13 protein-coding genes are annotated in these 14302 nt (G+C 67.7%); 5 read left to right on the forward strand and 8 right to left on the reverse strand.

Features of this window, described 5'->3' with window-relative positions:
* Positions 1–59: 59 nt before the first annotated feature.
* The 3 genes from FNH13_RS15110 to FNH13_RS15120 all read left to right on the forward strand — a co-directional run bounded on the left by FNH13_RS15110 (position 60) and on the right by FNH13_RS15120 (position 4389).
* Positions 60–974 carry a ribokinase gene (locus FNH13_RS15110; protein ID WP_143784183.1) on the forward strand — a complete coding sequence of 305 codons (915 nt, stop codon included), beginning with the start codon at positions 60–62 and terminating at the stop codon, positions 972–974.
* A gap of 221 nt (positions 975–1195) precedes the next feature.
* Positions 1196–3139, forward strand: a complete 1944-nt coding sequence (locus tag FNH13_RS15115) for a M14 family metallopeptidase (RefSeq protein WP_143784184.1) — start codon at positions 1196–1198, stop codon at positions 3137–3139.
* A gap of 2 nt (positions 3140–3141) precedes the next feature.
* The gene (locus FNH13_RS15120) at positions 3142–4389 is read left to right on the forward strand and encodes a ComEC/Rec2 family competence protein (protein ID WP_143784185.1); all 1248 of its coding nucleotides are present in this window, start codon (positions 3142–3144) and stop codon (positions 4387–4389) included.
* Between the two features lie 107 nt (positions 4390–4496).
* On the opposite strand, the gene FNH13_RS15125 is transcribed toward FNH13_RS15120, so the two are convergent.
* Both FNH13_RS15125 and FNH13_RS15130 read right to left on the reverse strand, forming a co-directional pair.
* Positions 4497–4847, reverse strand: coding sequence for a hypothetical protein (locus FNH13_RS15125; RefSeq protein ID WP_143784186.1), 351 nt, complete (start codon positions 4845–4847; stop codon positions 4497–4499).
* A gap of 114 nt (positions 4848–4961) precedes the next feature.
* A complete protein-coding gene (locus tag FNH13_RS15130; RefSeq protein WP_143784187.1) occupies positions 4962–5891 on the reverse strand; it encodes a hypothetical protein in 930 nt (309 codons plus the stop codon).
* A gap of 217 nt (positions 5892–6108) precedes the next feature.
* Here FNH13_RS15130 and FNH13_RS15135 point away from each other — a divergent pair, with 217 nt between their 5' ends.
* Positions 6109–6708 (forward strand): hypothetical protein, encoded by a 600-nt coding sequence (locus tag FNH13_RS15135; RefSeq protein WP_143784188.1) that lies wholly within the window; start codon positions 6109–6111, stop codon positions 6706–6708.
* 57 nt (positions 6709–6765) lie between these two features.
* On the opposite strand, the gene FNH13_RS15140 is transcribed toward FNH13_RS15135, so the two are convergent.
* The 6 genes from FNH13_RS15140 to FNH13_RS19340 all read right to left on the reverse strand — a co-directional run bounded on the left by FNH13_RS15140 (position 6766) and on the right by FNH13_RS19340 (position 13260).
* Positions 6766–7887, reverse strand: a complete 1122-nt coding sequence (locus tag FNH13_RS15140) for a C45 family autoproteolytic acyltransferase/hydolase (RefSeq protein ID WP_143784189.1) — start codon at positions 7885–7887, stop codon at positions 6766–6768.
* 47 nt (positions 7888–7934) lie between these two features.
* Positions 7935–8801 carry an ABC transporter permease gene (locus FNH13_RS15145; RefSeq protein WP_202878798.1) on the reverse strand — a complete coding sequence of 289 codons (867 nt, stop codon included), beginning with the start codon at positions 8799–8801 and terminating at the stop codon, positions 7935–7937.
* Positions 8798–9817 (reverse strand): ABC transporter permease, encoded by a 1020-nt coding sequence (locus tag FNH13_RS15150; RefSeq protein WP_143784190.1) that lies wholly within the window; start codon positions 9815–9817, stop codon positions 8798–8800. The genes FNH13_RS15145 and FNH13_RS15150 overlap by 4 nt, the downstream gene beginning before the upstream one ends.
* 62 nt (positions 9818–9879) lie before the next feature.
* Positions 9880–11448 (reverse strand): ABC transporter substrate-binding protein, encoded by a 1569-nt coding sequence (locus tag FNH13_RS15155; protein ID WP_143784191.1) that lies wholly within the window; start codon positions 11446–11448, stop codon positions 9880–9882.
* 7 nt (positions 11449–11455) lie between these two features.
* Positions 11456–12274, reverse strand: a complete 819-nt coding sequence (locus tag FNH13_RS19335; protein ID WP_143784192.1) for an ATP-binding cassette domain-containing protein — start codon at positions 12272–12274, stop codon at positions 11456–11458.
* A complete protein-coding gene (locus FNH13_RS19340; protein WP_202878799.1) occupies positions 12271–13260 on the reverse strand; it encodes an ABC transporter ATP-binding protein in 990 nt (329 codons plus the stop codon). Before FNH13_RS19340 ends, FNH13_RS19335 begins: the two co-directional genes overlap by 4 nt.
* A 206-nt stretch (positions 13261–13466) precedes the next feature.
* Here FNH13_RS19340 and FNH13_RS15170 point away from each other — a divergent pair, with 206 nt between their 5' ends.
* The gene (locus tag FNH13_RS15170) at positions 13467–14237 is read left to right on the forward strand and encodes a GntR family transcriptional regulator (protein WP_143784194.1); all 771 of its coding nucleotides are present in this window, start codon (positions 13467–13469) and stop codon (positions 14235–14237) included.
* Positions 14238–14302 lie beyond the last annotated feature (65 nt).

A 14302-nucleotide genomic window follows, 5' to 3' on the forward strand; every position in this document is an offset into this window, starting at 1 on the left:
CCGCGAGCACTGAGGCACAGTGGGCACGGCACTGCGGACACGAACACTAAGGAGGGCTGATGGGGGCACGGCTGCTGGTCATCGGCTCGACCAATGTCGACCTGCTCGCGACGGTGCCGCGCCACCCCTCCCCCGGCGAGACGCTGCTGGGCACCGGCGGGCAGCGCGCCGCGGGCGGCAAGGGAGCCAACCAGGCCCTGGCCGCCGCCCTGCAGGGAGCAGACGTGACCTTCGTCGGAGCGGTCGGTGAGGACGCAGACGCCGAGCTCGCCCTGGCCGGGATGCGCGCGGCCGGTGTCGATCTGGACTCTGTTGTCACCGTCCCGGAGTCCCCGACCGGGCTGGCGATCATCACCGTCTCGCAGGACGGGGAGAACACGATCGTGGTCATCCCCGGAGCCAACGCCCACGTCGGGGTCGAGGCGGCCACGACCGCCGTCGCCGGCATGGGCGAGGGCGACCTGCTGCTCATGCAGGGCGAGGTCCCGCGCGCGACCATGGAGGCCGCCGCACGCGCAGCCCGGGACGCCGACCGGCGCGTCGTGCTCAACGTCGCGCCGTGGATGGCACTCGACCACGACGTGCTGACCGCCGCCGATCCCCTGGTGCTCAACGAGCACGAGGCTCAACTGGCGCTCGCCGAGCTCGGGCTCTCCCCGGACGGTGACAGCCCGGAGGCTGCGGCCACGGCCCTGCGCGTCGCGGGGACGCCCTCTGTGGTGATCACGCTGGGTGCCGAGGGTGCCGTCGCTGCCTCGCAGGACTCGCCCACCACCCAGGTGCCGAGCCCCACGGTGACCGCTATCGACAGCACGGGCGCCGGTGACGCCTTCACCGGCGCACTGGCGGCACGCCTCCTCGAGGGTGACGACCTGACGACAGCCGTCGGCCACGCCGTCCGGGTCGGCGCCTTTGCCGTGCAGCACCAGGGTGCTCAGCCGTCCTACCCGGAGCTGGACGCTGAGCTGCCCTGACCTGGGTCAGGTGCCCAGTCGGGTCAGAAGAAGCCAAGCTGTCCGATAGCGCAGGTCCCGGAGTTCGCATACATGGAAGATATGTCCCACTGATAGGGAATGTTAGGGGCTCGCAGGGACGAGACCGACTGCTGGACTGGTCTGAGATCACGACTCTCCTGACATCGCGTGGCGTGCCAAGATGACCAGCGACGCCGACGTCCACCTGGAAGTGACCTGCCATGCCGCTGCGCGCCCGTCCCACACTGCTCGTTGTCCTCACCCTCTTGTGGGGGCTGGTCGCCTGGGGGGCCGGTGCTCCGGTCCCGTCGGCGACTGCCTCACCACCGGCCTCGGTGGCGACCACCAACGCGACTGACGGGGTCCCGACCACGGGCCTCACGTCATACGAGGACATGGTCAAGGAGCTGATCAGGCTGCGTGACCGGCACGGCGTCCAGCTGGAGCACGCCGGCACGTCCAACGAGGGTCGGAGCGTGTGGCTCGCTGGTGTCGGCCACGGACCACGGACCGTGCTGGTGATCGCGCAGCAGCACGGCAACGAGCCGCACGGCAGTGAGGCAGCGCTGGACTATCTGCACACGCTCGCCACAGGTAACAGCCCGGCACTGCGCACGATCCGTGACGAGCTGACGATCTGGGTCATGCCGCGGGTCAACCCGGACGGGGCGGCCCGCAGTTGGCGGCAGAACGTCGACCCCGAGTGCGACCCCGAGATCCGCGACTGCACGCCGGGACGAGGCATCGACCCCAACCGTTGGCACGACCCGCGCATCCCGACCCAGGACGTGCCCGCACCCGAGACGGTGGCGGTGCGTGAGGTCTTTGACCAGGTGCAGCCGGAGCTGGTGCTGGACCTGCACGGGCAGCTCAGTTATGTCGATGGCGACGAGGCTCCGATCACGGCGAGCATCGCCTGGCCGGTCATCAACTCCGAGGACCTCACCCCCGAGCGTGAGGCAGCTGTGGCCTATGCCAAGCAGGTGTCGGTGCTGATGGCCGACTCGGTCGAGGCTGACCCGCGCGGGGTGGTCTCCCAGTATCCGCTCGGCTCCGGCGACCTGCTGACCGCCCGCAATGCTTATGGCTGGCACGGCGCAGCGACCGTGCTCTTCGAGCAGCGCTCCGACGGTGGGGTGCGGGACCTGCAGCCGCGGATCAACGAGGCCTATGACGCGCTGATGACGGTGACGACCGCGGTGGCAGACGGCTCGGTGCACGACGTCGACCCGGTGCTGGCCGACGCCATCCCCGAGCAGGGACTCCAGGTCGGGCCCGAGCAGCCCAAGCTGCCCCGGTCCTGCCCTGCCAGCCACGGTGTCCGCGGCACCGGCGAGGTGCTGGACGTCGACGAGAGCGTCTATGACCTGGTGACGACCCACGCGACCCGGGTGGTCGCCACCGGGAGCGATGCCTACGACAGGCCGACAACCGAGCAGGCGTGCGACCTGGGCAACGCGTTCGACCTGCTGGACAAGGGCAAGGTTGTCGACGCAGCAGACCTGGTCGCGCCCTACGACTACAGCGTGCTGCGCGTGACGGACCCGGGAACCGGGCGGGAGCACCTCGCTCTGGCCGAGGACCCCGACGGCACCGGGCGGTATGCGCGTGGGTGGGGTTTCTTCGTCCACTCCCCTGACGCCTCGTCCGCGACCACGGTGATCGCGGCCTATCCGGTGTCAGCAACCTTCTCCGAGCGGCTCGCCGCACAGTTCTTCGCTGCTGACGACGCCCAGAACCTGCTGGTCGCGGGGGCGCACCGGACCGCCAACCGCGCAGACGCCGACACCTATGAGCCCGCCAACCCGACGACCGCCTCGGAGAGCGCGCTGCGTCGGGTCGCGATGCAGGCCGTCGACAAGGGCGAGACCTCCCTGCAGGTGCTCGGCGCCACTCGCGACGGCAACGAGGTCCCCCTCACCTCCGGCACCGTGCCGCCGACCGACTTGGCCGAGACCCTCGACTCCGCTCTCACCTCGGCCGGCTATCCCACCTGCCTGTATGCCGATGGCACCTGTGAGGACCTCGGCTCCACCGGCAACCTGCTCGTGCAGGACGCCCGAGCCACCAAGGCCGAGCCGCTGGTGATCTATCCGTCCTATGGCATCCGCGGGACGTTGGCAGCCCGGGAGAAGTTGGCAGGCGTGCTCGCTGGGATTCTCTAATCGTGGCGACAGCAGTTCATTACACACGCACCCAGTGGGCTGGGGGCCAGGGATTCTTCCACTCTGGCGACGTCCAGGTCGGTGATCGGCGAGTGCTCTATGTCTACGACTGTGGGGCGTTGGCCCCCGGGCAGTTGACCGGCAGGATCCCTGACTCACTCACGCGCGAGATCGCGGTTTTCCGAGAGCGACACGGGGATGAGATCGACCTGCTCTTTGTCTCGCACTACCACGCCGACCACATCAACGGACTCCCCTCTCTGCTCCAGGGGGCCCATCTCGAGACGGCTGTGATCCCCCTCGTGCCCATCGCCGAGCGTCTCCTGGTCTTCGCCCAAGCCCTAGCAACAGCGCTGGAGATCACCGACTGGTATCGAGACGTCATCGCCGATCCCGCCTCCGCGATCCGCGACATCGCGGACGGCGTCGAGATCATTGGGGTCGAGCCATCCCTTGCGGACCCGGACGAGGATCCGACCGAGGGACAGTTCGACCCGCCGGTGCCTGAAGACCCCCCGCCCGGCACTGCGTCAGAAGACCTCTCCAACGATGTGGAACTCCGACCGGGCACACGCTCGGTCCTGGAGGGCTCCGATGGGCACACCACAGTCCCGCTCTGGGAGTGGGACACCATGGCCACGACGTTTGCCCTGCGCAAGAAGGACGCCTTCCTGGACGCGCTTGCCAAGGAGCTGGGCATCAGCCGTGCCGCCCTCGACACCCAACTCGACGACCCAACGGGCGTCCGTGATCTCGTGACACAACACGAGCAGGAGTTGGAGGCGGCCTACAGCAAGACCTATCCGGACGTGAACCTCACGAGCCTTCTGGTCTACAGCGGCCCGGCGACCGAGGTGCGCTCACGCGGCCGCACTCACCGAACCCGGCCCGTGGTCGAGCGCGGCGAACTCTGCGCGTGGGGCATCCACCCAGGCTGGCTCGGCACGGGCGACCAGTCCATGGGAGTGACACGCTGCCAAGAAGCCGTGAAGCACTTCGGTGCGCGTCTCGCCCGCGTCGGCAGTCTCGCGCTGCCCCACCACGGCTCAGACAGTGACTGCCACCCCAGCCTGCTGGCCGCTTTCGGTGATCATCGGCCGGTGTGTTCGGCGAGCGTCGGCACCTACAACACCTATGGGCACCCGGGCCGCAAGGTCCTCATGGAGGTGTCCTCGAACGGCAACCATGTGGTCGTCGTGACGGAGCGTGAGGCCTCACGCTGGACAGAAGCCGGTGTCAGTTACCTCTAGCGTTCTCAGACCCCTAGAAGCCGCCACGGAGTCGAGTCTGGCGGCACGGAACTGAACCCCCAGATGCCACCTGATCCCTCTATCTCAAGCAGGACCGCCGCCCTGCCTCAACCACTCGTGCGGTCCAGCTCCTGTAACAAGTCGTGTGCGGCCAGCTCAACCTCCTTGTGACGCCACTGGGCGGCCCGGAAGACACAGGCGATCAACGCGGAGCGGTGCACCCGCCGGAAGTCGCCGTACCCGAAGGCATAGCGTGCCTTCGTCTCCTCTCCCGCGCCCTCGGTGAGACCAAGGTGCCAGCCGGCATACTCCTGCCAGGTGTGCCGCTCGAGGTAGGCGTTCTGTGCCTCCGCGTCGGGCTGCACCTCGTTCCATTCACTGTCCAGGACGTACTGCCGCGCCGCGATCAGCTCACGGCACCGCGCGACCCCTGCCTTGTTGACGCCATAGGTGGCCATGCCCTCCAGCGTGCCGTGCCGGAGCCGACCACGCACACCGAGCGGGGAGTCAGTATGCCGACACGCAGGCCTGCTCCTCGAAGATCTGCCAATCCGGAGCTCGGCCAAGAGGGTTCACCTCAGGTTCTTGTTGATCCAGGTTCTGCACTGTTGCAAGTTAGACTTGTCTGCGACGGGTGCGGCCCTCTCCTTAAGCTCTTGGAGGACGGCTGCCTTCGTCTTCCCTCCGAAATTAATCCGGGTTTCACCCATAGATCCGTACTTCACGTGTTCACCGTAGTGGATGTGCCACGTGGCGCCCGTGCCAGCGTCAAATTCCGCCCTTTCCTTTTGGGCTTTCTTGGAGCCAATTCCCTTGAGGGCCCTAACGTTCAGTGCACCACCGCTTCCGCTATAGATGGACTGGCTCTCCTCCGCGTCTTGCCTCACACCCAGCGATTTCTCCGCCGCCCGCTTGAGTTCGTCCACGGTGGTGAACTTCCGACCTCCCACCTTGCCCCACGCCATACGCCACTGGCGCCGCATCTCCTTCGCCACATCTGCTGGAATGTCGCCGAACGCGATAGCTTGCAGTTGTGGGACGCTGTCTCCGGCGGCCTGAAACATCTCGAGCGTCGGCCCCTTCGGCTTTTCGGGCTCACGTACCGCTTTCCGAGGAGTGACCCGCGCTGGCTCAATATCAGATTCGAGTCCGGCGAGCGCCGCAAAGGGATTGACGGTTGGGTCGACCTCCTCTTCGTCTCGTTCCGCTTCCCAGTCCGCGTTTGCTCTGTCCATCTCGGCCAGCTCGTCGTCCTCGGCCTTCCTGCGTCGCTTTCGCCGGCCAGGAAGAACCTCTCGCTGCATGATCAGCCCACTGACCGCCCGGTTCCCCACCGCGTGTTGCAGGTGAGACACGTCCTGCCTCGTCACCCAGGATGGCAGCCGGTCACCCGAATCTGCGAGTGCCTCTGATGCGGTCGCCGTTCGGCGCTCTGGAGTGGCGTTGTTCACGCGCCGCGGGAGTCGATCACTCACTGCGTGGATCGGTTCCTCGAAGGACACGGAAGACTCCTCGTCGCGGCTTCATGGCCGTGGCGCCCGGCACTGCACCGAACCCAGGGTCTGAGTGTCCACTCAGTATCTGTCTGCTCCCTCAGCAACGACAAGGCTTCTGCCCACACGCGCACCAACACGTGCCTGATCGCTTGGCCTGCTCCGTGGCGCCCCACCCCCGAGGCCACCGCGGAGCGCTCACCCCGCGACGCCTAGGCTCGTCCCCATGCAGGAACCACTCAGCATGGACGACTACATGACGCTGGACCTTGACCACGCCGGGTCCTCCCGTCAGGCCCAGCGGGAGCTGGCCGAGCAGTTGCGCACCTGGGCCGAGAGTCCCCACCCCGACAGCGAGCTGACGACCGGTCACTTGCTGACCCTGGCTGGCGAGCGCTTCGCGATGCTCAAGGACGACGAGGCGGCCGAGGAGTGCCTCAACCGTGCTCTTGCCACCCACGAGTCTGGCGGCGCGGAACTGGACCCTAGGTGCCACCTGATCTCCCTCTATCTCAAGCAGGACCGCAACGACGAGGCGCTGGCGCTCGACGGCGACCTGCGGCGCAGCCGACCCCACAGCCCGAGCACCTATGCGTTCATGGGCGACCTGTGGCGCGACCACGACGAGCTACTACGGGCGCTGGGCTGGGTCAACCGCGGGCTCGCCTTCGATGACCAAACTGGCTCCTTCAGCGAGGGCGGGCTCGAGTTGCTGTGCGAGACACGATGGCTGATCCGGCAGAGCCAGGGGCACGCTCCCGACGAGTATGACGAGCTGGCCCTCGCCGCTCAGGCCTATCGGCGGGAGTACCTGGCCCAGGAGTGAGCCTCTCGCCGCAGGCACTCACGTCCCCCACGTCGGCGCCGGGTCGTGCGTTGGGACTCAGCCCGTGACAGCGATCCGCACGTAGGGGTCGGTGCAGGGACGGCCGAGGCAGAGGTCAAGGTGACGGCCCACAGGGTCATAGATCGTCGTGGCGATCGTCTCGGACTTCAGATCCGGGCCGTGCTGACACACCGAGCCAGGGGCGTTCCCCGTGCCGTCGTCACCGACGTGGGAGGCGACGAGCTCCTTCACGGCGGCCAGGTCCGTGGTGGCGCCAGGGCAGGTCAGGAACGTCTCGACGACGTCGCGCCTGGCCCGTGAATTGGCCGCTGGTGTGCCCTCTGGCGGCTCCAGCAGGCAGCCGGCGAGCACCGGCGTGATGTGGTGGTTGGTGGCCAGCACACCACCCGCCGGGGACTCATCCGGACCACCGGTCGGGGACTCGTCCGGACCACCGGTCGCCATGGCCACCACGGTGCTGTTGTAGCCACACTCCACCACTGCAGCCGCCCCCTGGGCGTCCAGCAAGGTGAGGTTGCCCAGGCCCATCTGGGGCGTGGCGAGCAGATAGTCGACAGCCTCGCCAGTCGTCGAGCACTGCTCGAGCAGGTGCATCATCGAGGAGAACCGTGGCACGCCGGGTCCGACATCGCTGGAGGGGACGTGGGTGTCCACCACGCACAGGCCGACATCGTTCATCCCGGACGAGTGGACCCCAGGTGCTCCGGCAGTGGACAGCGCCAACCACGGGTGTCCCTGAGGTGGCCGGACGCGCAGCACGGTCTGCAGATGGAGATAAGCGCCATCGTTGTCCCGGTTCTTGACCAGCAGCGGCGACTCACCCGTGGTGGCGAAGGTGGTGCACCCCTCTGCCGGTCCGTGCGCCCGATCTCGGCTGCGAAGGTAGGTGCCGAGCACAGCCACGAGCAGGTCATCGACGGACAGGTCATAGACCTCGGCCATGCCGGCGACCTGGTCCAGCGTTGCCGGCGTGAGCTGCTCCCAGGAACGGACGACCTCATCCAACCGACCTCGCACCGTCGCACTACTCAGCGGGTGGGCCTCAACAGCGGACCCGACCCACGCGGCGACCTCCTCGCGCAGGCCGATCGCGCCCTGGGCGTGCTGTCGTCCGACCTCCCGACCGGCGCCCTCGATGTCGATGATCAACGGCTTCATCCTGGACCTCTCCCTCTGCTCGTGAACTCGTGGCGGCGGCGACCCGATCAGGCGGGAATCTCCTCGGAGCGGATCTTCTCGTGACGCGGGTCGAGCGCGTCACGGAGTGCGTCGCCCAGCACGTTGACCGCCAGGACGATGACAAAGATGGCGAGGCCGGGCAGGGTGGCCAACCACCAGGCGCGCGTGAGATAGGCGCGTCCGTCGGCCAGCATGCCGCCCCAGCTCGGCTCCGAGGCCGAGGCACCCAGGCCCAGGAAGGACAACGACGCCTCGGTCACGATGACCACGCCGACCTCCAGGGTCGCGACCACCATGATGGGCGCCAGGCAGTTGGGCAGGATGTGCTTCATCATGATCGCCATGGGGCTGGCCCCCAGCCCGCGCGCAGAGAGCACAAACTCCCGCTCACGCAGCGACAGGGTCTCCCCCCGGACCAGGCGGGCATAGAGCACCCAGCCGGTGATGACCAGGGCGATGACGATGTTGTCGATGCCGCGTCCGAGGACCGCGACGATGGCGATCGCCAGCAGCAGGAACGGGAAGGCCAGCCACGCGTCGACGATGCGCATGAGCAGACTGTCCACCCAGCCACCCACATAGCCGCTGACGAGTCCGACGATGACTCCAAAGACGGCGGACAGCAGCACGGCGCTGAAGCCGACGATCAGCGAGATCCGGCTGCCGTGGATCAGGCGTGAGAGCACGTCCCTGCCCAGGCCGTCGGTGCCCAGCAGGTGGCCCTCGGACAGCGGCGGCTGCAACCTGTTGGCCAGGTTCTGGGCGTTGGGGTCGTACGGGGATATCCACGGGGCGAGCACCCCGACGATCACGAAGGTGACGAGCACCGCCAACGCCACCATGGTGAACGTGGAGCTGCCGAAGAACCGATACAGCTTCTGGATGCCGTTCATCGTGAACCACCTCCCGTCAGTTTGATGCGCGGATCAAGCCAGGCCTGCACGATGTCCGTGATGAGGTTGACCAGCACGAAGAGCACGGCGAGCACCAGGACCGCGCCCTGGACCAGGGGGAAGTCGCGGTTCTGGATCGCGTCAACAACGAGGCGGCCCAGGCCGGGCCAGCCGAAGACGACCTCGACGACGATGGCGCCGCCCAGGAGGGATCCGATGCGCACGCCCATGACGATGACTGTCGCCGGCAGCGCGTTGCGCAGCATGTGGCGCAGGACGGTGGCGAAGCGCAGTCCGCGGGCCCGCAGCGCGTCCACATAGTCCTGCCCCTTCACCTCGAGCAGACCGGACCGCAGGACCCGCGACAGGGTTGCCGTGATCGCGGTGCCCAGGGTGATGGCTGGCAGAGCAAGGTGCAGCAGACCCGACTTGATGCCCTCCCAGTTGCCCTGGAGCACCGCGTCCACCAGGACGAACCCCGTGATCTGCGACATCCCGCTCCCGGCCGCGATCCGTCCGCTGGCCGGGAACCAATGGAACCCGACCGAGAAGATCAGGATCAGCATGATGCCCAGCCAGAAGCTCGGCATCGAGATCCCGAACAATGCCAAGACACTGCCGCCCCGGTCCCAGAGGCTGCCCTGGCGGAGGGCAGACACGACTGCGACCGGGACGGCGATGACGATGGCCACCACTAGCGCCGCGAACGTCAGCTCGACGGTCGCCGGCACGGTGGAGGCGATGATGCCCGCCACCGGGGTGCCCCGGCGGACCGAGGTGCCAAGGTCGCCCTGCACCGCACCAGCCATGTAGTTGAAGTACTGCTGAATCAACGGCTGGTCGAGCCCCAACTGCTGACGGTAGACCTCGCGCTGGTCGGCGCTGACGTTCTCACCGGCAAACATCACGTCCACGGCATCACCAGGGGTGAGGTGGATCAGCGAGAAGGTGATGATCGAGACGCCAAAGAGGACGAGGACGGTCTGCCAGAGTCGTCGCACGATGAAGGCAAGCATGGAGCTCCCTCGGTGTCGGGCCAGCCCAGCCGGGGCTGGTCTGGTGCTGGACTGCTACAGGGTCAGCGCGAGCCCAACGTCACGTCAGCGACGTTGAACCGGCCGATGGGTGACGGCTCCCAACCCTGCACCTGGGTCGAGACGCCATAGATCTCCTCCGGGTTCAGCAGCGGGACCCACGGCACGTCGTCCATGACGATCTGCATGGCCTGCGCATAGAGGTCCTCGCGCTCTGCCTGGTCGACGGTGGAGCGCGCGTCGCTGATCAGCACGTCCAGCTCGTCGTTGGTGTAGCCGGTGTAGAAGGCATCCTCACGCGAGGGGCTCCAGAAGTGACGGGCCATGATGACGTCCGCGTCACCCTCGGCCACACCCCAGGAGGAGAGGTATGCCGTGCTGGCACCTGACTCGACCTGGTCCGTGAACGCCTGGTCCTCCAGGACGTTCACCTCGGCGTTGAGGCCAGCAGCCTGCAACTGGCCGGCCACCGCCTCGGCGAGGGTGCGGGTGGCTTCGGTGGAGTCGATCTGCACGGTCTCGGTGGTCGAGCCCAGGACCTGGGCCGCGGCCTCGGCATCGAAGTCAATGCCCTGGACGTCGTCGGAGTAGCCGATCATCTCCGGGAACGCCGGCTGGTTGAGCACTCGGGCACGTCCCTCATAGAGAGCGTCAACGAGGGTCTGCTTGTCGACCGCCTGGTTGGCGGCGACCCGCACGTCCTTCTGGTCGAACGGGGCCTTGGTCACGTTCATCGCCAGGAAGAAGACCCGGGTGCCGGGCACGCTGACCGCCTCCGTGCCCCCACCGAGCTCCCCGGTGAGGTCCGGCGGGATCTCCGCAGCGATCTGCACGTCGCCGGACTGCAGGGCCGCCATCCGGGAGGAGACCTCGGGGATGGGTCGGAAGATCAAGGTGCCGACCCCGGGTGCACCGTCCCAGTAGTCCTCGTTGGCGCTGAGGTTCACGGCCTCGTTCGGTGACCAGCTGTCGAAGGTGAACGGGCCGGTGCCGACCGGGGCTGCGGCGAACTCCTCGTCGCCGACCTCGGCCGTGTACTCCGAGGGGACGATCTCGTTGACGGCCAGCCCGGACAGCAGCGTGGGCGCCGGGTCCGTGGTCGTGATGAGGACGGTGTGCTCGTCCTCGACCTCGACGCTGTCGATGACCGCGAGCATGGAGGCCCTGGGGGACGCCTGCTCCGGGTCCAGGATCCGCTCGATGCTGAACTTCACGTCCTCGGCGTCGAAGGCTTCCCCGTTGTGGAAGGTGACGCCCTCTCGGAGGTGGAAGCGCCACGTCAGGTCGTCCACCTGCTCCCACTCCGTCGCGAGCTCGGGGACCGGCTTGAGGTCGGTGTCTTGGTTGACGAGTGACTCAAAGACCGTGTGGATGACGTTCTGGGTGGGCCGGTTGCGGTGCATGTGCGGGTCCATCGTCAAGATGTCCGAGCTCTGCGCGATCACCAGCTGGCTGGAGGAGGCGGCCGGGGCGGTGCTGTCGCCTCCATCCGCTGCGCCGTCGCCGTCCCCGTCGCCGTAGGTGTCGCCGCCGCCAGAGCAGGCGGTGAGTACCAGACCGGCGAGGGGCACCAGTGCCAGCCATCGCATCTGTGAGTGCCGTGAGTTCTTCATCGTGCGGTCACCTCCGAGGTGAGTTGTTGTCCCGGCGCCGGGGGTCGGGGATGGGAATAGCGCCCAAAAGAGTCTTCGTGTAGTGGTGCTGGGGGTCGCGATACAGCTCGACCGGGTTGCCCTGCTCGACGATCCGCCCGTTCTGCATGACCGCCACGTCGTCGCAGAAGCGTTCGACGATGGCGAGGTCGTGGGCGATGAAGAGAAAGGTCAGTCCCAGCTCGGACTGCAGCCGCGTGAGCAGGGTGAGGATCTGTGCCTGGATGGACACGTCGAGCGCTGACACCGGCTCGTCCAGGATCAGCACGTCCGGCTCGACCGCGAGCGCCCGGGCGATGCCGATGCGCTGTCGCTGGCCACCGGAGAACTCGTGCGGGAACCGGGTTGCCGCGCTCGCGGGCAGCCCGCACATCTCGAGCAGCTCCTGCACCCGGGCACGGTGCGCCTCTCGGCTCATGCGGTGATGGATCCGCAGGCCCTCGCCGACCAGGTTGCCGACCTTCCACCGGGGGTTGAGGGAGGCAAATGGGTCCTGAAAGACCATCTGCACCGTGCGTCGGACCGCCAGGAGGTCTCTCCTGCCCAGGCTGAGCATCTCGCGCCCATCCAGTTGGACGCTTCCCGCGTCCGCGTCGAGCAGGGAGGCGACGATCCGGGCGGTGGTCGACTTGCCGGAGCCGGACTCGCCCACGATCCCGAACGAGGAGCCCGTCGTGACGTCGAAGGAGATCCCGTCGACCGCCACGGACCGCTCGGCGGTGCCGAGCAGCGCCCTGCCGGACGTGAACGTCTTGACCAGGTCCTGCACCCGCAGCTTGGGTGTCATAGCTCTCCCCTTCCCGCGACGACACACCGGTGCCGGTGGGTGCCCTCCCAGAACTCAGGGGGGACACCTGCGGTGCACACCGGCTGGGCGTGCTCGCACCGAGGCGCGAAGGGGCAGGCGGTGAGGCTGATGTAGATCTGGGCCGGCGAGCCGGGGATGGCCTCGAACGGGGAGTCCTCCCCGAGCCGCGGCACCGAGCGCAGCAGGGCGCGGGTGTAGGGGTGGCGCGGGTTGTCGAAGAGGGTGAAGACGTCAGCCTCCTCGACGAGGAGTCCGCCATAGAAGGTGGCCACCCGGTCACAGGTCTGCGCGACCACACCCAGGTCGTGGGTGACCAGCATGACGGCAGCCTCGCGTCGCTGGCAGACCTCGGCCAGCAGGTCCAGGACCTGCTTCTGCACTGTGACGTCCAGGGCGGTCGTCGGCTCGTCGGCGATGATCAGGTCGGGCTCGGCGATCAGCGCGGCGGCGATGATGATGCGCTGCCGCTGCCCACCGGACAGCTGGTGCGGATAGGAGTCCAGTCGCTCGACCGGCTTGGGGATGCCCACCTCACCCAGCAGGTCCGCGGCCCGCTTGCGAGCGACCTTTTTGGACACGTCGTTGTGGGCCCGGAGCGCCTCGACCAGCTGGTCCCCGATCGTGTAGACCGGGTCCAGCGCGGCGAGAGCGTCCTGGAAGACCAACCCGATCCGGTCACCGCGGATCCGGCGCATGGTCTCGCTCGAGGCACCGAGCAGCTCCTCGCCCTCGAGCCGCACGCTGCCGGAGATCTCCGCGCTCTTGGGAAGCAGGCCCAGGATGGCCTTGGCTGTCACGCTCTTGCCTGACCCGGACTCCCCCACGATCCCGAGGAACTCACCGCGGTGGACGTCGAAGGACAGGCCGCTGACGGCAGCGACCGGTCCCAGCCGCACGGTGAGATCACGCACCTGCAGCAGCGGAGTCGAAGCGCCCTCCGCCCTGCCTGGGATCACTTGGTCCACGAATCCTCCTCGATGGAGTGGGCCGCCCGGTATCATTCTGGGTATAACCGGGTGGCGCTAAAGTAGCAAAGCTCTCCCGCCGTTACAAGGGTTTCTCCCAGATCCGCCCCTCAGGACCAGCCCTCCCCTATGCTGTGGACCTCACCAGCGCCCGTGTGACGCCGACCACACAACGCGGGGCGACCATCGACACTGAGGACGGGGCCATGGCGACTCCCACAAACACGAGTCCGCTCTATCACCAGGTGCTCGCCGAGATCCGGCGCCGCATCAAAGACGGCGAGTGGGCCCGCGGCCAGCAGGTCCCCTCCGAGCGGCAGCTGGCCGACCTGTTGGGCGTCAGCCGCATCACGGTGCGGCACGCGGTCCGTCTCGCAGCGGCCGAGGGACTGGTCGAGCAGCGGCGTGGAGTCGGCACCTTCGTGGGCTCGCACGAGCGCGTGGAGCAGGACCTGTCGGCAGTGCGCAGCTTCGAGCACACCCTCGCCGCACAGGACTACGTGGCCAGCACCGAGATTCTCGGCTCAGGCACCCTGATCAGCGACTTAACCCTGGCCGGGACCCTTCGGACCGACCCGGCAACACCGGTGCACTACCTGCGCCTGCTGGGTCGCGGCGACTCCACCCCGGTCGTCTACTACGACAGTTACTTCGCCCCAACCCTGGGCCGGGAGATGACGCGACTGGCCCACGAGATGAAGGCCGAGGGCCGCGCCTTCTCCACGCTCGACCTCTATGGGCACGCATCGGTCGACCGCGTTCCGACGATGCTGAGCCAGACGATCGACGCGGTGCTGGCCACGCCCGATCTGGTCAAGCGCCTGGAGGTGCCGGACGGCGTCGCGATCCTGGCGATCGAGTCGGTCGCGTCCGACGACCAGGGACCGCTGGAGTTCCGCCGGGCCTACTACCGCGCAGACCGCTACAAGTTTGCGGTGAAGCGCCGCCTCTCGGTCTCGAACGGGCTCGGCTCTTGACCCGGCGACGGAATTGTTGGTATATCTGGTTATAACCACCAGACCACGCTTCCGTCAGGAGTCGT

Source organism: Ornithinimicrobium ciconiae, assembly GCF_007197575.1.
In the GTDB taxonomy this organism is placed as follows: Bacteria; Actinomycetota; Actinomycetes; order Actinomycetales; family Dermatophilaceae; genus Ornithinicoccus; species Ornithinicoccus ciconiae.